This window comes from Streptomyces shaanxiensis, assembly GCF_039537145.1.
In the GTDB taxonomy this organism is placed as follows: domain Bacteria; phylum Actinomycetota; class Actinomycetes; order Streptomycetales; family Streptomycetaceae; genus Streptomyces; species Streptomyces shaanxiensis.
Window position 1 is genome coordinate 272198 of the sequence record NZ_BAAAZY010000007.1, and the last position, 20170, is coordinate 292367.

Sequence of the window (20170 nt, forward strand, 5' to 3'; positions counted from 1 at the left end):
CGCGACCCCTTGACGTCGTCTCCCGGCGCGCCCACGCTGTCCAGCCAGCAGGGCCGAATTGGCTCAGCCACTCGGCCACCGCACAGTCGTCCTCACAACCGCTCCGGGACCCAGAGACGGGAGCCCGTATGTCCCCCGAACTCATCTCGATCCTCGTCCTCGTCGTGGTGTTCGTCATCGCCACGACCCGCTCGATCAACATGGGCGCGCTCGCCTTCGCCGCCGCCTTCGGAGTCGGCACCCTCGTCGCCGACCTCGACGCGGACGGCATCTTCGCCGGCTTCCCCGGCGACCTGTTCGTCGTCCTCGTCGGCGTCACGTACCTCTTCGCGATCGCCCGCGCCAACGGCACCACCGACTGGCTGGTGCACGCCGCGATCCGGCTCGTGCGGGGCCGGGTGGCGCTCATCCCCTGGGTGATGTTCGCCCTCACCGGCGCGCTCACCGCGATCGGCGCGGTGAGTCCGGCCGCCGTGGCGATCGTCGCGCCCGTCGCGTTGAGCTTCGCCGCCCGGTACGGGATCAGTCCGTTGCTGATGGGCGCGATGGTCGTGCACGGCGCGCAGGGCGGCGGCTTCTCACCGATCAGCATCTACGGCTCGATCGTCAACGGCATCGTCGAGCGGGAGAAGCTGCCGGGGAACGAGGTCGCGCTGTTCTTGGCGTCCCTGATCGTCAATGTCGTCATCGCGGGGATCGTGTTCGTCCTGTTCGGGGGGCTGAAGCTGTGGGCGCAGGGGGCGGTGGGAACTGACGCGGAGCGCGACGCCGGGGGCACCGGCACGGAGGGCGGGCCCCTCCCCGCCGGAGGCACCGGCACGAAGGGCGAGCCCCTCTCCTCGGGCGGGAGCGCCCCCGAGGGCGGCACCACCGTCACCCGCCCCGCCCCCACCGCCACCCCGCTCGCCACCGCCCAGCTCACCCCCGCCCGCACCGCCACGCTCCTCTCCCTGGTCGCCCTCGTCGTCGCCGTCCTCGTCCTCGACCTGGACGCCGGTCTGACCGCGATCACCCTGGCCGTGGTCCTGAGCACCCTCTGGCCGACGGACAGCCGCAAGGCGGTCGGCGAGATCGCCTGGCCGACGGTCCTGCTGATCTGCGGTGTGCTGACGTACGTCGGTGTGCTGGACGAGATGGGCACCATCACCTGGGCCGGCGAGGGTGTCGGCGGCATCGGCGTACCGCTGCTGGCGGCGGTGCTGCTCTGCTACATCGGCGCGATCGTGTCGGCGTTCGCCTCGTCCGTCGGCATCATGGGCGCGCTCATCCCGCTCGCCGTTCCGTTCCTCGCGCAGGGCGAGATCGGGGCGGTCGGGATGGTGGCGGCGCTCGCGGTGTCGGCGACCGTTGTGGACGTGAGCCCCTTCTCGACGAACGGCGCGCTGGTGCTGGCCGCGGCACCGGATGTCGACCGCGAGCGTTTCTTCCGGCAGCTGATGGTGTACGGAGGGATCGTGGTGGCGGTGGTGCCCGCGGTGGTGTGGCTGGTGATGGTCGTGCCGGGCTGGGGGTAGAACCGCGGGCCACAGCGACCGGTGTCCGTCGAACAGGTCTTGACCAGGTCTTGAACAGCTAAGGAGTACGACGCGTGTCCTCTCTCTTCCCGGCCCTGACGGGCGCTCCGGCCGACCGGCCCGCCCTGCGGTTCGGCGACCGTTCCCTGACGTACGGCGAACTCGGCGCCGCCTGCGGCGCCCTCGCGGCGCGGATCGGCGGGGCGGGCAGAGTGGCCGTCTGGGCGACCCCGGAGCTGGAGACCGCCGTGGCGGTGGTGGCGGCGCTGGAGGCCGGTGTCGCCGCCGTACCGCTCAACCCGAAGTCCGGGGAGAAGGAGCTCGGGCACATCCTGTCCGACAGCGCGCCGTCGGCGGTGCTGGCCGCCGCCGGGGACGAACTACCGGCCGCCCTGGGTGACTTGGAGCGCATCGACGTCGACGTGCGGGCCGCCGGACCGCGCCCCGACCCGCAGGTGTCCGACGAGGACCCCGCCCTCGTCGTCTACACCTCCGGCACCACCGGCCCGCCCAAGGGCGCCGTCATCCCGCGCCGGGCGATCACGGCCACCCTGGACGCCCTCGCGGACGCCTGGCAGTGGACCGCCGACGACACCCTGGTCCACGGCCTGCCCCTGTTCCACGTCCACGGCCTGGTCCTCGGCATCCTCGGCCCGCTGCGCCGCGGCGGATCCGTACGGCACCTGGGCAGGTTCGGCACGCAGGGCGTCGCGCGCGAGCTGAACGACGGCGCGACCATGGTGTTCGGCGTGCCGACGATGTACCACCGCATCGCCGAGGCCCTCCCCGAGGAGCCGGAGCTGGCGAAGGCGCTGGGCAGGGCCCGCCTCCTCGTCTCGGGCTCGGCCGCGCTCCCCGTGCACGACCACGAGCGGATCACGGCCGCGACCGGGCAGCGGGTCGTCGAGCGGTACGGCATGACGGAGACGCTGATGAACACGAGCGTCCGCGCGGACGGCGAGGCCAGGGCCGGGACGGTCGGCGTGCCGCTGCCGGGCGTGGAGCTGCGGCTCGTGGAGGAGGACGGGACGCCGCTCACGTCGTACGACGGCGAGACGGTGGGCGAGATCCAGGTGCGCGGCGCGAACCTGTTCACGGAGTACCTCAACCGCCCCGACGCGACGACCGCCGCCTTCACGCCGGACGGCTGGTTCCGCACCGGCGACATGGCGGTGCGCGATCCCGACGGGTACGTCCGCATCGTCGGCCGCAAGGCCACCGACCTGATCAAGAGCGGGGGTTACAAGATCGGGGCGGGCGAGATCGAGAACGCGCTCCTCGAACACCCCGGTGTGCGGGAGGCGGCGGTCACCGGGGAGCCGGACGCGGACCTGGGCGAGCGGATCGTGGCGTGGGTGGTCCCGGAGGACCCCCAATCCCCGCCTCCGGCCGAGGAGTTGGCGGACCACGTGGCCCGCCGGCTGGCCCCCCACAAGCGCCCCCGCGTCGTCCACCACCTCTCCGCCCTCCCCCGCAACGACATGGGGAAGATCATGAAGCGGGCGCTGCGCCATGACTGAGGGCCGTGTCCATGACGGTGTCCCGGACCGCGGCCCGGACCGCCTCTCCGCCCGAGGGGCGATCGCGCTGCTCACCGACGACTTCGCCGAACTCCCGTACCCGGCACGGGACTCCGCCCCCGACGGCCCTCTCGCCTGGCACGGCTACGACGCCTCGCGCGCCCGGGCCGCCGAGCGCACCGGCGAGGAGGAGTCGGTGGTCTGCGGCACCGCCGCCGTCGAGGGCACGCGCGCGGTCCTGATCGCGTTCGAGTTCGGCTTCCTGGGCGGCTCGCTGGGCGAACGCACCGGCGACCGGCTGGAGACGGCGTACACCTACGCCCGCGCCCGCCGCCTCCCGGTGGTGGCACTGGTGGCGACGGGCGGCAGCCGTATGCAGGAAGGCATGCTCGCCCTCACCCAACTCCAGCGCGTGGCACGGCAGTCCGCCCTGACCCGCGAGGCGGGCCTGCCCCAGCTCGCGATCCTCCGGGACCCGACGACGGGCGGCGGCTGGGCCACCCTCGGCGCGGGCGCCGACGTGACCCTCGCCCTGCCCGGCGCCCAGGTCGGCTTCGCCGGCTCCCGGGTCCGCCCACCGGACGCGGATCCGGCGGCCTACACGGCCGAGGCGCAGGTGGCGGCGGGGTCGGTGGACGCGGTCGTACACCCCGAGGAGCTACGGCAGACGCTGGCGCTGTGGCTCCGCCTGCTCTCCGGGCCGACGGCTCCGGACGCGCCCCAAAGAGATGCGGGGGCGCACCATGTGCGGCTCCGCCAAGTGGGCGCGCCCAGCCACAGCCGAACCGCGGACGACCGACGGCCCGACCCGGCGCTTCCCCCGGAGCACCCCGCGGCCCCCCTGCCCTTCGCCCTCGGCGCTCAGGAGCTGCCCCGCACCGGCTGGGACGCCGTCCAGCGAGCCCGCTCGTCCCGGCGCCCGCGTGCGGAGGCCTACTTGGCGGCGTACTTCACGCATCGTGTCGCCCTCAGCGGCGACCGCTGCGGCGGCACCGACCCCGACGGCATGCTGTGCGGCTTCGGCGAGCACGAGGGCCGTACGGTGGCCTACGCCGCGCAGACCGGGGCCGCGACCCGCCCGGCGGGCTTCCGTACCGCCGCCCGGCTGATCCGCCTCGCCGACCGGCTCGGCATCCCGGTGCTGACCCTGGTGGACACCCCGGGCGCCGCCAACGACGCGGAAGCCGAACGGCAGGGCGTCGGCGCCGCGATCGCGGACCTGTTCGGCGCGGTGGCAGCCGCCCGGGTGCCGATCACCACGCTGCTGATCGGCGAGGGCGGTTCGGGGGGTGCGCTGGCGCTCGCGGCACCCGGCAACACCTGGGCCACGCCGGACAGTTACTTCTCGGTGATCGGGCCGGAGATGGCGGCGGCGATCCTGAAGCGGGGGGCGGGGGAGGTCGAATCGACGGCGGACGAACTCCGGATCCGGCCGCAGGACCTGGTGGCGCTGGGGGTGGTCCGGGGCGTCGTCGGCGTCCCCGGCGTCCCCGGCGGGAGCACACGACCATGAGCCGCCAGGTCCTGCGGCCGCGCCTGACCAACACCCGCCTACGCCGTCCGGGTGCTCAAGCCCATACTCGAAACCCCGCGCTCCCTGTGACCCGACACGCCACCTGACGCCCTTTCAGCGGCAAATCCATCCATTCAGCCGCACCCCACCCGGCCCCCTCCAAAAGGCGCCCCCTCCCGGCCCCCCGCACGATCGGTGTCAAGGAAGCCGCCACGAACCGGCCCCGTACACACGACCCCGAACACCCGAAGCGAGGCCCGCCACCCACCCGGCGGACCCATGGTCTGGCCTACCGGGAGGACCCCCATGACCGCCACGCTGGAGCAGCTGCGCCGCTGCCACTTCGCCGTCGACCTGGGGGCGGCCAGGACCCGCGTCTATGTGAAGGGCGCCGGACTCGTCGTCGACCAGCCCTCGGCCGCCGCCATAAACACCCGTACCGGCGCGCTCATCGCGGTCGGTGAGTTCGCGGAGAGGATGACCGGGCGCACCCCGCACTACATCCGCGTCGTACGGCCCGTCTCCGGCGGCACCGTCGTCGACATCGAGATGGCACAGCGGATGCTGCGGCACCTGCTCGGCGACAAGATGCGCCGCGCGCTGCGCCGCAAGCCGTTCCTGCGTGCCGCGGCCTGCACGCCGCACGACGCCGACCCGCTCGCCCAGCGCGCCGCCATCGAGACCCTCGTCGGTCTCGGGGCCCGGCGCGTAGAACTCGTCGACACCCTCATCGCGGCCGCCGTGGGGTGCGAACTGCCCGTGGAGCAGCCCGAGGCCAGCATGATCATGGTGTGCGGAGCCGCCGCGACCGAGGTCGCCGTGCTCTCCCTCGGCAACATCGTCGCCGCCGAACGTGTCCGCGTCGGCGGCGAGGCCGTGGACCACGCGATCGTGCAGCATCTGCGGCACGAGCACGAGCTCATGCTGCCCAGCCAGAACGTACGGCCCCTGCAGCTCGCCCTGTCCGGCAACGGGCTCACACCCCACGGGCCCGCCTCCACCGAGATCCACGGCCGCGACGTCTGCACCGGCCTCGCCCGCAGCGTCAAGGTCGACACCGCCGCCGTACGGGACGCCATCCAGACCCCGCTCACCGCCGTCCTCGACAGCATCGGCAAGGTACTGCGCGACTGCCCGCCCGACCTGGTCGCCGACCTCGCCGACCGCGGGATCATGATGGTCGGCGGCAGCGCGCTGCTGCCCGGCTTCGACCAGATGCTGCGGCAGGCCACCGGAATGCCCGTGCACATCGCCGAGCGACCCGACGTCTGCGCCGTACAGGGCCTCGGCACCATGCTGGAGGGCAAGATCGAGCCGCTGGAGCTGAATCCGACCGAGTCGGCCCCGCCCCTCGACGACAGTGTGTGACCGGCGTCAGTCCCTCACCTCGGCAATGTTCTCCACCAGGCTCGGCGCCACCTGCCCCGCCGCCTCCATGTCCTTGCGGTCGGCGGCCTCCCGGACCTCGCGCAGGCCGGCCGAGACAGCGGCCGCCTCGGCCTCCGCGACGTCGTCCTTCAGCCGCTCCCAGGCGAGTTCGAGGCTGGTGACGTCTCCGGCGACGGCCCCCTCGGCCCCTGCCTCCGCGTCGATCCCCACCTGCCGTGCCCACATGTCGAACCGGTCCAGGTCCACCGTCCGCACCGGCTCGTAACGCAGCCGCAGATCCGACGTGTTCTGCGCCACCCTCAGCGCGGCGCCGAGCGTCTCCTCCTCGTCCTTCGCTCCGACGGCCTCGTCGAGTGCGTCGAGGTCGCGCGTCATCTGCCGGTCCAGCAGCTCCGGTACGGCGTCGGAGGCGCGGTACGCCGTCCACGCGTCCCGCACCGCACTCAGGTCGGCGTCGGTGACCACGCCGTCCTGCACGGCCCGCGCCGCCCGGTCGAGTGCGGCCAACTCCCTTGGCAGCGGCCCCGGTCGGGCGTCCGTGGGCACGGCGAGGGACACCGCCTCCAGGTCGCCGCCGTCGTTCCCGGTGGAGAACTCGCCGTACCCGGGGGCGAAGGTCTTCTCCTCGGTCGAGCCGTCCATGTGCAGCTCGCGCACGGTCATCGCGCCCTCGACCTTCCCGTACGGCCCGTCCACGGTCCGGCCGGTCTCCCGCACCGTGACCTCCTCGAAGACGACGCCGGGGAGATTCTCCGGCCGGTACACATCGCCCTTCTTCGGGTCCGCCGGCATGATCATCGCGGGGGGTGCCTTGTCCTTGCCGGCCTGCCAGGTGCCCGCTGTGTCCGCGACGACACCGTCCTCATAGTTGAAGACGTCCTCGCCGAGGTACCAGACGGCACCGTCGTCGTCCTGGGCGAACCAGTCCAGGGCGACCTCGTGGATCCGGCCGTCGGAGTAGGCCGCGTACTGCTGGATGATCGCCTGGACGGTCCGGCCGTCGAACTTGATGGTCTTGGTGCCGGGCAGCAGGCTCACCTCGGTGCGGAAGGGCGCGTCGTCCACCTGGCCGCCCATGATGACCTGGTCGACCGCGCTGTTGGGGTGGAGGGGGTTGGTGACCTCGGTCGGGTCGGAGAACGCCGGCTCGGCCAGATCGACCCGCTCGCTCTCGGGCGCGAGCGGCAGGCATTCCTTGCCTGTCTCGCCGGTGTCCTCGTCGATGACGTGCACGCAGTCGTTGGAGCTCGCGTTCTCCGATCCCCCGGCGTTCCCGGAGCAGGCGCCGGCCATCAGCACGACGGCGCCCACGACGGCCCCTGGCCACAGGATCCCGCGATGGCTGGTCATGGCTGCCTCCTCGGTGCCGATTCCGACGGATCGAGAGTCCCTCGGAGTCGCTGAACAACCCCTGAACGGCCCTGAACGCGGTGTCAGAAAGGGCTTGAGCCGGATGTGGGGGTGGATCGCGGATTCGCGGGCGGCCGCGGGTGGTTCGTGGTTGCTCGCGCCCACGCGGGGCCGCCCCTCACTCCCCCGCCGACGGCAGCTCCACCGTGAACCTCGCCCCGCCCAACCTCTCGCTCACCCCTACCTCCGCCCGCCCCCGATGCGCCCCCGCCACCTCCGCGACGATCGCGAGGCCCAGCCCCGCACCGCCCGCCCCACGCGCCCGGGACTCGTCCAGCCGTACGAAACGGTCGAAGACGCGCGCCCGTTCGGCGGCCGGAACGCCCGGTCCGTCGTCCTCCACCACCAGCCGCACCCACCCGTCCCCGGCGTCCGTCAGCGCGAACGCCACCCGCGTGCGGGCGTGCCGCGCCGCGTTCTCGCCCAGGTTGCGCACCAGGCGCCCGAGCGCCTCCGCGTCGCCGGTCACCCGGGCCGGGCCCACCGCCGTGCCGTCGATGCGCGGACCGGGCGGGGCCGAGCGCAGCCGCCGTATCTCCGCCAGGACCAGGTCGTCGAGGTCGACGGGGTGCCGGCCGCCCCGCAGCAGGGCGCTCTCGTCGGCGCGGGCGAGCAGCAGCAGGTCGTCGACGAGGCGCTGCATGCGTACGGCCTCGTCGCGCACGGTCCCGGCCAGGGAACCGGTGTCGGCCCGCTCGGGGTGGGCGAGGGCGACCTCGGCGTGCTGGCGGACGGTGGCCACGGGAGAGCGCAGTTCGTGGGAGGCGTCGGAGACGAAGCGGCGCTGGGCGGCCTCGGCGCGCGCCACGCGGCGCAGGGCGCGGCCGACGGCCGTCCAGGTGGCGGCGGCCGCGAGGACGAGCAGGACGGGCAGGCCGATGAGCAGCAGCCAGGTGACGGTGTCCGTGGCCGCGGCGACTCCGGAGGCGTCCCGCCCGTCGAGGACGACCAGTTCGCGGCCGTCGTCGCGGGCACCGACCGCGACCACCAGGAAGGGGTCGTCGTCGAGCGGGGTGTCGACGGAGGCGCTCTCCCCGGGGTCCAGCCGGGCCAGCGCGGGCCGTCCCTCGACGTTCTCGCTGGCCGCGACGACCGTGCCGTCCGCGGCGACGACCTGGAGGAACTCCTCGTCGGGCGCGGTCACCGTCGGCGCGGGCACCCCGCGGCCCGCCTCGATGACCCGGGCCACGTCCGAGGCCCGCGCCCGGGCGGCGTCCCGTACGTCGTCGCTGAGCTCCGTGCGCAGCCCGACGACGAGCCCGACACCGGCGGCGACCAGGGCGAGGGCGATGACCAGCACGGCGACGACCGTGGCCCGGACCCTCACGGCCCGCAGCCGGCGCTCGTACCGCTCGCGCGTCATCGGGCACCGTCACCCGTCGTCGGGCACGAGCCGGTACCCGTGCCCCCGCGAGGTCACCAGCGACTGCCGCCCGAAAGGCCGGTCGACCTTGTTGCGCAGCCGCCGTACGTACACCTCGACGATGTTCGGATCGCCCTCGAAGTCGTCGCCCCAGACATGGTCGAGGATGGTCCGCTTGGACACCGCCTCCCCGGCCCGCCGCAGCAGGAACTCCAGCACCGCGAACTCCCGCGCGGTCACCTCGATCTCCCGCCCGGCCCGGCTGACCGTCCGGGCCGCCGGGTCCAGTCGCAGATCACCGGCGGCGAGCACGACGGGCCGCTCGCGTGCCTCGCGCCGCAGCAGCGCGCGCAGGCGGGCCAGGAGTACGGCGTAGGAGACGGGCTTGGTCAGGTAGTCGTCGGCGCCGGTGTCCAGGCCCTCGATCTCGTCCCACTCGCCCTCCTTGGCGGTGAGCATGAGGATCGGCGTCCAGTCGCGCTCGGCGCGCAGGGCCCGGCAGACGCGGTAGCCGTTGAGCTTCGGCAGCATGACGTCGAGGACGATCGCGTCGTAGCTGTTCTCGCGGGCCAGCCACAGCCCGTCCACCCCGTCGAGCGCGACGTCGACGGCGAAGCCCTCGGCCTCGAGACCGTCCCTGAGCCCCGCCGCGTACCGCTCCTCGTCCTCGACGACCAGCACCCGCATGTGCTCACGCTACGTCGGCGAAGGCGGACGGGCGGCCCGAAGTCAGTACGGCAGGATCCGCCCCGAGGGCGTGCGCCGGTCGATCTCGCCCCTGGTGTCGCGGGGAGCGGCCGGCCGGCGGGTGACACGAACGCGAACGTGGGTCTGGCGGTTCATGGCGCCCTCCTCGTACCTCGGTCCGTTGCGACCAGCCTTCTCTACGCAACCTTTCGGCACATCGTGCCCACGGAGGCACTTGTCATGCCTCCGCGGGAGGAGCGGATGCGTGAGGGGCTGCTTCCCGGGGAGGAGGGCGCCCCCGAATCAGGTCGGGGTGCTCCGACGTGCGCCGTCGGGCGACCCGCGCCGACGGGCGCGCGCGGGTCCGGACGCGGTCTTCGCCCCGCGCGGGATCTGCTGTTCGAACGCCGCCAGCGCGATCGGGCTCTCGGGCGGCACGATGGCCATCATGCGGCGCCGCTGCGCCTCCGCGAGGGCGTCCCCGGCCGGGGTGCCGTGCCGGGCGTGGACGATGCGGACCTGTCCGTCGCCGGAACCGCGCCGGCCGACCGGGGTGACGCCGGCGTTGGTGCCGTCGGGGAGGGTCACCCACAGCTGGAAGTCGTCGTACCGGAAGTAGTCCGCGGACTTGATCGGCCAGGGGTAGTGATGCTCGCCGGCGGCCTTGGGCAGGACGCCCGAGTGGTCGGGGTTGCTGAGCGGCACGCACGAGTTGAAGAGGGAGTCGGTCCAGGCCTCCACGCCGTCGGCGTCCGTGATCGGGGTGTCGAGGAGGTCGCGAGCCCGCTTGTAGCCGAGGTCGTCCAGGGCCGGCAGCGTGAGCGGGAAGGCCTCGATCAGCTCGGCGGCCTCCCGGCGGAGCCGGTCGACCTTCGCGGGGTCGGCGCAGAACTGCGCGCTCCACTCGATGCCGACCCGGGCCCGGTACATCCGCCAGCCGCTCTCCGCCTTCACCCAGAGGCTGCCGCCGTGGTGCATCTCCCAGGGCCCCGGCCCGTACGGCAGCTCGGACTCCTCGGCCTGCTCGGACTCCAGCTCCGCGAGGATCTTCTTCGCCGTCTTCTTCGCGGCGCGGAAGTGTGAGGACTCCGAGCGATCCGGGTGCTTGACGACCCGTATCTCCCAGGGGTGGTTCTCCTTGCGGTTCTTGCTGAGTTCGAACTCCCTACGACCTGCCGGCCGTGTCAGGACGTCAGTCATGTCCGGCCTCCTTCCGGCTCTCCTTCTGGTCTTCTTCCATCGTGCGGCGAGGCTCGGGGGCCGTCGACCCGCGCTGGACCCGGGCCGGGATCAGGCGCACGCTCATGAGTAGGGCTCCCGACCCCGTACGGAAGTGATCTCGATGGAAGACAAGAACTGGACCGTCCGGATCCATATCACCGAGGACGGCGACGACACCCGCGCCGAGGCCGTGCTGACCACTCAGGACCCGGCGGAGGGCACCTCGACCGTCACCGGCCGGGGCGTGGCCCACCGCAATCCGATCGACCGCCCCATCCCGGAGATCGGCGACGAACTCGCCGCCAGCCGCGCCCTGGAGGACCTGGCGATCAGGCTGCACGACATCGCGTCCGACGACATCGTGGAGCTGGCCGGTCCTGTCGACAGGGGCGGCAGCCAGGCGTGGGAGAGGCCCTAGGGCGCCCGTCCGGCGGACAAGCCCTAGAGCTCCACCCAGCTGTACCGCCGCTCCGGCCGCCCCGCCTGCCCGTACCGCAGTGACACCTCGGCCTGCCCGGTGACGCTGAAGTGCTCCAGGTAGCGGCGGGCGCTGACCCGGGACACCCCGAGGCGGGCCGCGCACTCGGCGGCGGAGAGGCTGCCGTCGGTCGCGCGCAGCTCGCGCTCGATCAGCTCGGCGGTCTCCACGCTCATGCCCTTGGGAAGGGTGGGCGTCGGGGCGGCCGGTGCCGCGCCGCGGGCCAGGGCCCGGTCCACGTCGGACTGGCCGCTGACCACGGCGGCGTAGAGGTTGCTGCGGCGGGCCGCGTACTGCTCCAGGCGCGCCCTGAGGTCGCCGGCGTCGAAGGGCTTGAGCAGGTAGTCGACGACGCCCTGGCGTACGGCGCCGCGGACCGCGTCCGCCTCGCGCGCCGCGCTGATCACCATGACGTCGCAGTCGTGGCCGGCGCTGCGCAGCCGGGGGATGACCTCCAGGCCGAACATGTCGGGCAGGTAGAGGTCGAGCAGCACCAGGTCGGGCTGCAGTTCGGCGACGGCGGTGAGCGCCTGTTCGCCGCAGTTCGCCGTGCCGATCACCCGGAACCCGTGGACGTCATTGACGAATCCGCGGTGGATCCGCGCCACCATGAAGTCGTCCTCCACGACCAGGACATCGATCATCGCACTCCCTCCGTCGCTCGGTCGGCCGGACGGCCGACGGACATCCGGGCGGTGAACATGGCACCGGCCCGCGTGTTGGCCACCGACACCTCACCGCCCCGGCGTTTGCACACCAGCCGGGTCAGCGCCAGGCCGATGCCACGGTCGCCGCCCTGCGCGGCCTTGGTGGTGAACCCGTGCGAGAACACCTCCTGCGCCAGCTCGGGCGCCACCCCCGGCCCCGAGTCCCGTACGACGATCTCCACGCTGGAGGCGTCCTGGCGCAGCTCGACCTCCACCCACGCGTCGGGGTCACCGTCCCCCGCCCTGGAACCGCTCGCGGCCGCGTCGACCGCATTGTCCACGAGGTTGCCCAGCACGGTCGCCACATCCGCGGAGTCCGTCGGCTCCAGCCGCTCCAGCGCCGTGCGCTCGGAGATCTTCAGCCGCACCTTGCGTTCCGCGGCGAGCGCCGACTTGGCCATGAGCAGCGCGGCGACGGCCCGGTCCCGGACCCGGCTGGTGAGGTGCAGGTCGAGCGACTCGCGGTGTTTGCGCAGGGCGCGGACGTAGCGTACGACCTCGTCGTGCTCGCCGATCTGGATGAGCCCGGAGATGGTGTGCAGCTGGTTGGAGAACTCGTGGGCCTGGGCGCGCAGCAGCTCGGTGGTGCTGCGGAAGGAGCCCAACTCCCGTTCCAGCTGGGCGAGTTCGGTACGGTCGCGCAGGGTCGTCACGGAGCCGAGGCGGCGGCCGTCCTTGGTGACGTCCATCCGGTTCATCACCAGGACCCGGCCACGGCGTACGACGACCTCGTCCCGCCGCGCGAGTTCCTCGCCGGGTTCCCCCTCGGGCGCGGTCCCGGCCAGGACGTCGTACAGCCGGCCCTCGATCCCCAGGTCGGCGAGGCTCATCCCGACGCAGTTCTCGGGCAGGTCGAGCAGCCCCCGGCCGACCGCGTTCACCAGCGTCAGCCGCTGGTGCGGGTCGAGGGCCACCACGCCCTCGGCGATCCCGAACAGCATCGCCTCCCGGTGCTCCGCGAGCCCGGCGATCTCGCGCGGCTCCATCCCGAAGGTCTGCCGCTTGATGCGCCGGGCCAGCAGCCAGGATCCGGCCACTCCGAGGACGCTGGCGACGCCGAGGTAGATGAGCAGATAGGACGAGGCGCCCACCAGCCGCTGCCACACCGAGGGCGAGGCGCGGCCGATCATGACCGTGCCGAGGTGGTCCCCGGCGTTCTCGTCCTCGGCGCCGAGCACCGGGGCCTGCGCCACCAGTTCGGTGACGCCGTTCACCGGCAGCTCCCCGGACCAGCCGCGGCCCCCGGCGGCGTCCGTGCCGGAGCCCGGCAGCCGCGTCCCGAGGAGGGTGGGGTTGGTGGAGGCGACGATCCTGCCGCGGGCGTCGGCGACCGTGGCGGAGGTGACGCCGGACCTGGTCAGCGTGGACTGGAGCAGCGGCGCGAGCATCTCGGCCGGGGCGGGCCGGACCAGCTGGGTGCGCAGGAGGGGGTTGCCCGCCATCTCCTCGGCGAGCGCGGTGACCCGGCGTCCTTCGACCCGGTCGAACGTCGACTTCGACTGCGCCAGCGAGACCGCGGCCACCGCCGCCAGCACGATCACGACAATGGCGAGCTGCCATACGAGCAGCTCACCTGCGAGCGTCTGACGGCGCTGTCTCCGTGACGGTGACCGTGACGTTATGACCACTATGAACTCAACCTTCAATGGTCACACAACCGAGACGGGGTGTCTCAGGAACCGCACAATCATGGCGCCGGATCGGCCCAAGCGAAAGAGATGAGCCATGAGAACTCGACGAGCCGCACTTGTCGGAGCTCTTGCTGCCGTGTCCATGCTCGCGGTCAGCGCCTGTGGCGCCACCGCCGACAAGGAGGAGTCCGGAAGCGGAGGCGGGTCCGACAAGCCCGTGACCGGCCTTCGGCTGATGGTCCCGAACACCCCGGGCAGCGGTTATGACCTCACCGCCCGCACCGTCACCCAGGTCATGCAGGACACCAAGGTCGCCTCCGGCGTCCAGGTGTTCAACCTGCCCGGCGCCAGCGGCACGGTCGGCCTGCAGCGTCTGGTGAACGAGAAGGGCAACGGCAAGATGGCCATGCAGATGGGCCTGGGCGTCGTCGGAGCCTCGTACACCTCCAAGTCGAAGGCGACGCTGACCGACACCACGCCGATCGCCAAGCTGATCGAGGAGGCCGGCGCGATCGTCGTGCCGAAGGACTCCCCGTACACGACGATGGACGACCTCGTCACGGCCTGGAAGGAGAACCCCAAGAAGTTCGCCGTGGGCGGCGGCTCGTCGCCGGGCGGCCCCGACCATCTCCTGCCGATGCAGCTGGCGAAGGCCGTCGGGATCAAGCCGAAGGACGTCAACTACGTCTCGTACGACGGCGGCGGCGAGCTGCTCCCGGCCATCCTCGGCAACAAGATCGCCTTCGGGGCGAGCGGCTTCGGCGAGTTCCTCGACCAGATCGAGGCCGGCCAGGTGCGTGTCCTCGCGGTGACCAGCGAGAAGCCGATCGACGCGCTCAAGGACGCCCCCACCCTCAAGGACTCCGGCATCGACCTGGTCTTCACCAACTGGCGCGGCATCGTGGCCCCTCCGGGCATCACCGACGAGCAGAAGCAGACCTGGATCGACTCGCTGACCAAGATGCACGACTCGGACGAGTGGAAGGCGCAGCTCGAGAAGAACGGCTGGGTCGACGCCTTCGCCACCGGTGACGAGTTCGGCAGCTATCTGACCGAGCAGGACAAGGCCGTCGCCGACCTGCTGGCCGAGCTCGGGCTGGCATGAGCTCGCAGGTAGAGGAACAGACCGTGGAGGACTCCCGGCCGCCCCGGGAGGGCGGGGACCGCGCGCAGTACGGCGTGTGCGCGTTCCTCGCCCTGCTGGGCACCGCCGTGATCGTGGACGCCCTGGGCATCGCGCACACCGCCAGCGGCACCGACCCGGTCGGGCCGCGCGCGGTGCCCCTGATCCTGGGCGCGCTGCTGTTGCTGCTCGCGGTGCTGTACGCCGTCGACGTGGCCCGGGGCGGCCGGGGAGAGCCGGAGGCCGGCGAGGACGTCGACCTGTCGAGCGGCAGCGACTGGCGCACGGTGACGCTGCTGATCGCGGTGTTCCTGGCGAACGCGCTGCTCATCGAGCGGCTCGGCTGGGTGATCAGCGGCGGCCTGCTCTTCTGGGGCACGGCGTTCGCGCTCGGCAACCGCCACTACATACGCAATCTGCTCATCGCCGCGACGCTCTCCCTCACGACGTTCTACGCGTTCGCGATCGGCCTCGGCGTGAACCTCCCCGCCGGCGTCCTGCAAGGAATCCTGTGAGGCCCTGATGGACAACCTGAACAACCTCATGCAGGGCTTCGCGGACGTCATGGACCCGATGAACCTGCTGCTTGCCCTCATCGGCGTCGTCATCGGCACCGCGGTGGGCGTCCTGCCGGGCATCGGCCCGGCGATGACGGTGGCCCTGCTGCTGCCCGTCACCTACGGCATGGAGCCGGTGCAGGCGTTCATCATGTTCGCCGGCATCTTCTACGGCGGCATGTACGGCGGCTCGACGACGTCGATCCTGCTGAACACCCCCGGCGAGTCCTCGTCCGTGGTCACGGCCATCGAGGGCAACAGGATGGCGAAGGCGGGCCGGGCGGCCCAGGCGCTCGCCACGGCGGCGATCGGCTCCTTCGTGGCGGGCACGATCGGCACCCTGCTGCTGGTCCTGGTCACCCCGTTCGTGGTGGACTTCGCGGTCAGCCTGGGCGCTCCCGACTACTTCGCGCTGATGCTGCTGGCGTTCATAGCGGTGACGTCGGTGCTGGGCTCGTCGCGCATCCGGGGCTTGATCTCCTTGTTGCTGGGCCTGACGATCGGCCTGGTCGGCATCGACACGGTGTCCGGCCAGCAGCGCCTGACCCTGGGCGTCCCGCAGCTGGCCGACGGCATCGACGTCGTCGTGGTCGCGGTCGGCATCTTCGCGGTCGGCGAGGCGCTGTGGGTGGCCGCGCATCTGCGCCGCAAGCCCGCCGAGGTGATCCCGGTCGGCCGCCCGTGGATGGGCAGGAAGGACTGGCGGCGGTCCTGGAAGCCCTGGCTGCGCGGGACGGCGTACGGCTTCCCGTTCGGCGCGCTGCCGGCCGGCGGCGCGGAGATCCCGACCTTCCTGTCGTACGCCACCGAGAAGCGGCTCACCAAGCACCCCGAGGAGTTCGGCAAGGGTGCGATCGAGGGTGTGGCGGGCCCGGAGGCCGCGAACAACGCGTCCGCGGCGGGCACGCTGGTCCCGATGCTGGCGCTCGGCCTCCCGACGAACGCCACGGCGGCGGTCATGCTGGCGGCCTTCCAGTCGTACGGCATCCAGCCCGGCCCCCTGCTCTTCGAGCGCGAGGCCAACCTGGTCTGGATCCTGATCGCCAGCCTCTTCATCGGCAACCTGTTCCTCCTGCTCCTGAACCTCCCCCTGGCCCCGGCCTGGGCGAAGCTGCTCCAGATCCCGCGCCCCTACCTCTACGCGGGCATCCTGTTCTTCGCCACGATGGGCGCCTACGCCGTCAACGCCCAGCCCCTGGACCTGTTCATCCTGCTCACCCTGGGCCTCCTCGGCTTCGCCATGCGCCGCTTCGGGCTGCCGGTCCTGCCGCTGATCGTCGGCGTGATCCTGGGCCCGCGCGCGGAACTCCAGGGCCGGCGCTCCCTCCAGCTGTCCGGCGGCGAGCTGTCGGGGCTGCTGGGCGGGCCGGTGTCGTACACGGTCTACGTGGTGATCGCGCTGGTCCTGGTGTGGCCGCTGATAGGCCGGTTCGTCGTACGTCCGCTGCGCGCGCGAAGCGCCGCCTGACAACTCCCGGAGATCGAGATGACCATTCTGGTCGGCTACGTTCCCTCCCCCGAGGGCGAGGCGGCGCTGCGCGCGGCGATCGACGAGGCCCGTCGGCGCGAGGAGAAGCTGCTGGTGGTGAACACCTCCCGGGGCGACGCGATCGTGGACCCGCGCTTCGCCCAGGAACCCGACCTGTCCCACGTGCGCGAGGACCTCGCGGCCCTGGGCATCGCCTTCGACATCCGTCAGGTCCTCGGCGCCCGCGACGCCGCCGAGGAGATCATCGACCTCGCGGACGAGATGGATGTCTCCCTGGTCGTGATCGGGCTGCGGCGGCGCAGCGCGGTCGGCAAGCTGATCATGGGGTCGGCCGCCCAGCAGATCCTGCTGGGCGTGGGCTGCCCGGTCCTCGCGGTGAAGGCGGAGGGCTGACGGTGGTACTGCGGACCTTCGGCTGGTCGCTCGCCGTGACGGCGCTCGGCCTCGCCTTCGCCGCGTGGCAGTGGGGCTGGGAGGCCTTCGGGATCGTACTGATCCTGTCGGTCCTGGAGATCTCGCTGTCCTTCGACAACGCGGTCGTCAACGCCGGGATCCTGAAGAAGATGAACGCCTTCTGGCAGCGGATCTTCCTCACCCTCGGCATCCTGATCGCCGTCTTCGGCATGCGGCTGGTCTTCCCGGTGGTGATCGTCGCCATCAGCGCCAAGGTCGGCCCCGTCGAGGCGGTCCAGCTCGCCCTCGACGAACCGGAGCGCTACGAGGCCCTGGTCACCGACGCCCACCCGGCGATCGCGGCCTTCGGCGGCATGTTCCTGCTGATGATCTTCCTGGACTTCATCCTGGAGGACCGCGACATCAAGTGGCTGGGCTGGCTGGAGCGCCCGCTCGCGAAGCTCGGCAAGATCGACATGCTGGCGGTCTGCCTCGCGCTGATCGCCCTGCTGGCCACGGCGATGACCTTCGCCACGCACGCCCACGTCAGCACCGGCCACGCGGACAAGACGGCCACCGTCCTGCTCTCCGGCGTCGCCGGTCTGATCACGTATCTCGTGGTCGGCGGCCTCTCCGGCTATTTCGAGGCCCGGCTCGAAGACGAGGAGGAACACGAGCACGAGGAGGAGGAGAAGGCCCGGGCCGAGGGCAGGCCGGTCTCGGCGGTCGCCCTGGCCGGCAAGGCGGCGTTCTTCCTCTTCCTGTACCTGGAGGTCCTGGACGCGTCCTTCTCCTTCGACGGCGTGATCGGTGCCTTCGCCATCACCAACCACATCTTCTGGATGGCGCTGGGTCTGGGCATCGGCGCCATGTACGTCCGGTCGATCACGGTCTACCTGGTCCGCCAGGGCACCCTCGACGACTACGTCTATCTGGAGCACGGCGCCCACTACGCCATCGGTGCCCTCGCGGCGATCCTGCTGATCACCATCCAGCACCAGATCAGCGAGATCATCACCGGCCTGATCGGCGTCGTCCTGATCGCCGCGTCCTTCGTCGCCTCCGTCCGCCGCAACAAGGCGCTGGGGGCGTCCGAGGCGGACGAAGTGGCGCCGGACGAGAAGGCGGAGGTGCCGTCCGGGGCGTGAGAGGGAGATCCCGCACACAGCGTGGGAACGCGACCGCCTGTCCGTGCGGGGCGTTCCCACGCTGCGTTCGGCCGTTTGGGGCGGCTGCGACCCGGGCACCGGGACACGTGATCTGAAACATACGTGGTCTGCGACATAGGCGTTTTCGTCCGATTATGGCTAGCTGGATGTGCTTTGCCTCGCGCCCAGCGTCGCGTCGTCGGACGCGCCGCCCCTGTCGATCGTCCGCCCGGGAGACCCATGCGCCTGCGCGTCCCCTCAGCCCCGCGAACTGCCTCAGCTTCCCGTTTCACCCCCCTTCGGCCCCTTGCCCTGGCCGGCGGCGCCCTGACCGTCGGCGTCGGCGGCCTCTACGTCGCCGGGCTGCTGCTCGCCGGTGGGGACATAGACGCCGGTACGACCGTGCGCGGCGTCGACATCGGGGGGCTGAGCCGAGCGGAGGCCGTCCGGAAGCTGGAGGACCGGCTGGGCCCGGCCGCGCCGCGGGAGCTGACCGTGACGGTCGGTGACCGCAAGGGCACGGTCGATCCGCGGCAGGTCGGCATCACCTTCGACTACGAGAAGACGGTGGACACCGCGGCCCGCACGCACGCCGCCGACCCGTTCACCGTGATCGGCGGCCTCTTCCGCTCCGGCGGTTCCGTCGAGCCGGCCGTACGCGTCGACGAGGCCAAGGCCCACTCGGCCCTGAAGACGCTGGCCAAGTCGCTCGACCAGAAGGTCCGCGACGGCGCCGTCACCTTCGCCGACGGCCAGGCCCGCGAGGTCGCCCCGCACAACGGCTACGCCCTCGACACGGACGCTGCCGTCGCCCCCCTGCGCACCGCCTTCCTGAGCGGCAAGGCCGACTCCGTCACGGCCCTGCCCGCCCGCGAGACCAAGCCGAAGGTCACGGCGGCGGAGGTGCGACGAGCGGTGCGCGAGTTCGCGCAGCCGGCCATGTCGGCGCCGGTCATGCTCACCGCGGCCGGCGAACGGTTCACGCTCGGCCCGGCGGTCCTCGGCGAGTACCTGACGATGCGGCCGGACAAGACCGGCAAGCTCACCGCGCACCTGGACGCCAAGGGCCTGCGCGCCGCCCCCGCGGTCACCGAGCCCCTGTCCGACCTGCCCGCCAGGCCGCGGAACGCCACGCTGAGCCTCGACGGCGGCGAGGTCGTGGCGGCCGACGACGCCAGGGCCGGCGTACTGGTCACCGACAAGGCGCTGGGCAAGGCCGTGCTGCCGCTGCTCACCAAGTCGGGGTCCGCGCGCACCGGCGAGATCGCCGCTCAGGTGACGCAGCCGCAGGTGACCGCCGAGAACGCCGAGCGGCTGGGCCTGACGGAGGAGATGTCCTCGTTCACCGTCAACTTCGAGTCGGCGCCGTACCGCACGAAGAACATCGGCCGGGCCGTGGAGCTGATCAACGGCTCCGTCGTCATGCCGGACAACACCTGGAGCTTCAACAGGACGGTCGGCGAGCGCACCGAGGCCAACGGCTTCACCGAGGGCATCATGATCCTCAACGACGAGTTCACCAAGGCGCCCGGCGGCGGCGTCTCGGCCGTGGCGACGACCATGTTCAACGCCATGTTCTTCGCCGGGGTCAAGCCCGTGGAGTACGGCGCCCACTCCTTCTACATCGAGCGCTACCCGGAGGGCCGCGAGGCCACGGTCGCCTGGGGCAGCCTGGACCTGAAGTTCCGCAACGACTCCGGCAAGGCCATCTACATCCAGGCCGAGTCCACCGACACCTCGGTGACCATCACCTTCCTCGGCACCAAGAAGTACGACGAGATCGAGTCGGTCACCGGTCCGCGCACGAACGTGAAGCAGCCGGAGAAGAAGGTCAGCACCGACAAGAAGTGCGTGCCGCAGACTCCGCTGGAGGGCTTCGACGTCACCGTGCAGCGGGTGTTCGTCCAGGGCGGCGAAGAGGTGAAGCGGGAGCCGTTCCGTACGCACTACACCCCGAGGGACGAGATCGTCTGCGAGTGAGCGGATATCGGGGTCTTTCCCCTGACGCATCAATCCCTTTCCCGGAA

General features: G+C 72.0%; 17 protein-coding genes. 11 read left to right on the forward strand and 6 right to left on the reverse strand.

Annotation, left to right across the window (positions count from 1 at the left end):
* The first annotated feature begins 128 nt into the window (after nucleotides 1-128).
* The 4 genes from ABD932_RS10375 (at nucleotide 129) to mreB (ending at nucleotide 5915) form a co-directional block, all read left to right on the forward strand.
* Nucleotides 129-1514 carry an SLC13 family permease gene (locus tag ABD932_RS10375; protein WP_345010965.1) on the forward strand — a complete coding sequence of 462 codons (1386 nt, stop codon included), beginning with the start codon at nucleotides 129-131 and terminating at the stop codon, nucleotides 1512-1514.
* Nucleotides 1515-1588: 74 nt separating this feature from the next.
* Nucleotides 1589-3034, forward strand: a complete 1446-nt coding sequence (locus tag ABD932_RS10380) for an acyl-CoA synthetase (protein ID WP_345010967.1) — start codon at nucleotides 1589-1591, stop codon at nucleotides 3032-3034.
* A complete protein-coding gene (locus tag ABD932_RS10385; protein WP_345010969.1) occupies nucleotides 3027-4547 on the forward strand; it encodes a carboxyl transferase domain-containing protein in 1521 nt (506 codons plus the stop codon). The genes ABD932_RS10380 and ABD932_RS10385 overlap by 8 nt, the downstream gene beginning before the upstream one ends.
* A 306-nt stretch (nucleotides 4548-4853) precedes the next feature.
* Nucleotides 4854-5915 carry a rod shape-determining protein gene (gene mreB, locus ABD932_RS10390; protein WP_345010971.1) on the forward strand — a complete coding sequence of 354 codons (1062 nt, stop codon included), beginning with the start codon at nucleotides 4854-4856 and terminating at the stop codon, nucleotides 5913-5915.
* A gap of 6 nt (nucleotides 5916-5921) precedes the next feature.
* On the opposite strand, the gene ABD932_RS10395 is transcribed toward mreB, so the two are convergent.
* The 4 genes from ABD932_RS10395 to ABD932_RS10410 form a co-directional block, all read right to left on the reverse strand.
* Complete coding sequence (locus tag ABD932_RS10395) at nucleotides 5922-7286, reverse strand: hypothetical protein (RefSeq protein WP_345010973.1); 1365 nt, start codon at nucleotides 7284-7286, stop codon at nucleotides 5922-5924.
* Nucleotides 7287-7464: 178 nt separating this feature from the next.
* On the reverse strand, nucleotides 7465-8709 hold the full coding sequence (locus ABD932_RS10400) for a sensor histidine kinase (protein WP_345010974.1): 1245 nt from the start codon (nucleotides 8707-8709) through the stop codon (nucleotides 7465-7467).
* Nucleotides 8710-8718: 9 nt separating this feature from the next.
* Nucleotides 8719-9396 (reverse strand): response regulator transcription factor, encoded by a 678-nt coding sequence (locus ABD932_RS10405; protein ID WP_345010976.1) that lies wholly within the window; start codon nucleotides 9394-9396, stop codon nucleotides 8719-8721.
* Nucleotides 9397-9699: 303 nt separating this feature from the next.
* Nucleotides 9700-10596, reverse strand: a complete 897-nt coding sequence (locus ABD932_RS10410; RefSeq protein WP_345010978.1) for a DUF6424 family protein — start codon at nucleotides 10594-10596, stop codon at nucleotides 9700-9702.
* 142 nt (nucleotides 10597-10738) lie between these two features.
* Here ABD932_RS10410 and ABD932_RS10415 point away from each other — a divergent pair, with 142 nt between their 5' ends.
* Nucleotides 10739-11035, forward strand: a complete 297-nt coding sequence (locus tag ABD932_RS10415) for a DUF1876 domain-containing protein (protein ID WP_126392015.1) — start codon at nucleotides 10739-10741, stop codon at nucleotides 11033-11035.
* Nucleotides 11036-11058: 23 nt separating this feature from the next.
* On the opposite strand, the gene ABD932_RS10420 is transcribed toward ABD932_RS10415, so the two are convergent.
* On the reverse strand, nucleotides 11059-11739 hold the full coding sequence (locus ABD932_RS10420; RefSeq protein WP_345010982.1) for a response regulator: 681 nt from the start codon (nucleotides 11737-11739) through the stop codon (nucleotides 11059-11061).
* Nucleotides 11736-13430, reverse strand: a complete 1695-nt coding sequence (locus tag ABD932_RS10425) for a sensor histidine kinase (RefSeq protein WP_345010984.1) — start codon at nucleotides 13428-13430, stop codon at nucleotides 11736-11738. Before ABD932_RS10425 ends, ABD932_RS10420 begins: the two co-directional genes overlap by 4 nt.
* Nucleotides 13431-13527: 97 nt before the next feature.
* Here ABD932_RS10425 and ABD932_RS10430 point away from each other — a divergent pair, with 97 nt between their 5' ends.
* From ABD932_RS10430 to ABD932_RS10455, 6 genes are all read left to right on the forward strand, one after another.
* Nucleotides 13528-14538: a Bug family tripartite tricarboxylate transporter substrate binding protein gene (locus tag ABD932_RS10430; RefSeq protein WP_345010986.1), complete on the forward strand. Its 1011-nt coding sequence runs from the start codon at nucleotides 13528-13530 to the stop codon at nucleotides 14536-14538.
* Complete coding sequence (locus tag ABD932_RS10435) at nucleotides 14535-15071, forward strand: tripartite tricarboxylate transporter TctB family protein (protein ID WP_345010988.1); 537 nt, start codon at nucleotides 14535-14537, stop codon at nucleotides 15069-15071. Before ABD932_RS10430 ends, ABD932_RS10435 begins: the two co-directional genes overlap by 4 nt.
* A 7-nt stretch (nucleotides 15072-15078) precedes the next feature.
* Nucleotides 15079-16581: a tripartite tricarboxylate transporter permease gene (locus ABD932_RS10440; RefSeq protein WP_345010990.1), complete on the forward strand. Its 1503-nt coding sequence runs from the start codon at nucleotides 15079-15081 to the stop codon at nucleotides 16579-16581.
* Nucleotides 16582-16599: 18 nt separating this feature from the next.
* Nucleotides 16600-16995, forward strand: a complete 396-nt coding sequence (locus tag ABD932_RS10445; protein WP_345010992.1) for a universal stress protein — start codon at nucleotides 16600-16602, stop codon at nucleotides 16993-16995.
* A 2-nt stretch (nucleotides 16996-16997) separates the two neighbouring features.
* The gene (locus ABD932_RS10450) at nucleotides 16998-18143 is read left to right on the forward strand and encodes a DUF475 domain-containing protein (RefSeq protein ID WP_345010994.1); all 1146 of its coding nucleotides are present in this window, start codon (nucleotides 16998-17000) and stop codon (nucleotides 18141-18143) included.
* Nucleotides 18144-18383: 240 nt separating this feature from the next.
* The gene (locus tag ABD932_RS10455) at nucleotides 18384-20123 is read left to right on the forward strand and encodes a VanW family protein (RefSeq protein ID WP_345010996.1); all 1740 of its coding nucleotides are present in this window, start codon (nucleotides 18384-18386) and stop codon (nucleotides 20121-20123) included.
* Nucleotides 20124-20170: the final 47 nt, after the last annotated feature.

Bases quoted from the DNA above. Each gene is read 5' to 3' on its own strand.
- ABD932_RS10375 (WP_345010965.1), top strand. From the start codon at position 129: ATGTCCCCCGAACTCATCTCGATCCTCGTCCTCGTCGTGGTGTTCGTC.
- ABD932_RS10385 (WP_345010969.1), top strand. From the start codon at position 3,027: ATGACTGAGGGCCGTGTCCATGACGGTGTCCCGGACCGCGGCCCGGAC.
- mreB (WP_345010971.1), top strand. From the start codon at position 4,854: ATGACCGCCACGCTGGAGCAGCTGCGCCGCTGCCACTTCGCCGTCGAC.
- ABD932_RS10395 (WP_345010973.1), bottom strand. From the start codon at position 7,286: ATGACCAGCCATCGCGGGATCCTGTGGCCAGGGGCCGTCGTGGGCGCC.
- ABD932_RS10400 (WP_345010974.1), bottom strand. From the start codon at position 8,709: ATGACGCGCGAGCGGTACGAGCGCCGGCTGCGGGCCGTGAGGGTCCGG.
- ABD932_RS10405 (WP_345010976.1), bottom strand. From the start codon at position 9,396: ATGCGGGTGCTGGTCGTCGAGGACGAGGAGCGGTACGCGGCGGGGCTC.
- ABD932_RS10410 (WP_345010978.1), bottom strand. From the start codon at position 10,596: ATGACTGACGTCCTGACACGGCCGGCAGGTCGTAGGGAGTTCGAACTC.
- ABD932_RS10415 (WP_126392015.1), top strand. From the start codon at position 10,739: ATGGAAGACAAGAACTGGACCGTCCGGATCCATATCACCGAGGACGGC.
- ABD932_RS10420 (WP_345010982.1), bottom strand. From the start codon at position 11,739: ATGATCGATGTCCTGGTCGTGGAGGACGACTTCATGGTGGCGCGGATC.
- ABD932_RS10430 (WP_345010986.1), top strand. From the start codon at position 13,528: ATGAGAACTCGACGAGCCGCACTTGTCGGAGCTCTTGCTGCCGTGTCC.
- ABD932_RS10435 (WP_345010988.1), top strand. From the start codon at position 14,535: ATGAGCTCGCAGGTAGAGGAACAGACCGTGGAGGACTCCCGGCCGCCC.
- ABD932_RS10440 (WP_345010990.1), top strand. From the start codon at position 15,079: ATGGACAACCTGAACAACCTCATGCAGGGCTTCGCGGACGTCATGGAC.
- ABD932_RS10445 (WP_345010992.1), top strand. From the start codon at position 16,600: ATGACCATTCTGGTCGGCTACGTTCCCTCCCCCGAGGGCGAGGCGGCG.
- ABD932_RS10455 (WP_345010996.1), top strand. From the start codon at position 18,384: ATGCGCCTGCGCGTCCCCTCAGCCCCGCGAACTGCCTCAGCTTCCCGT.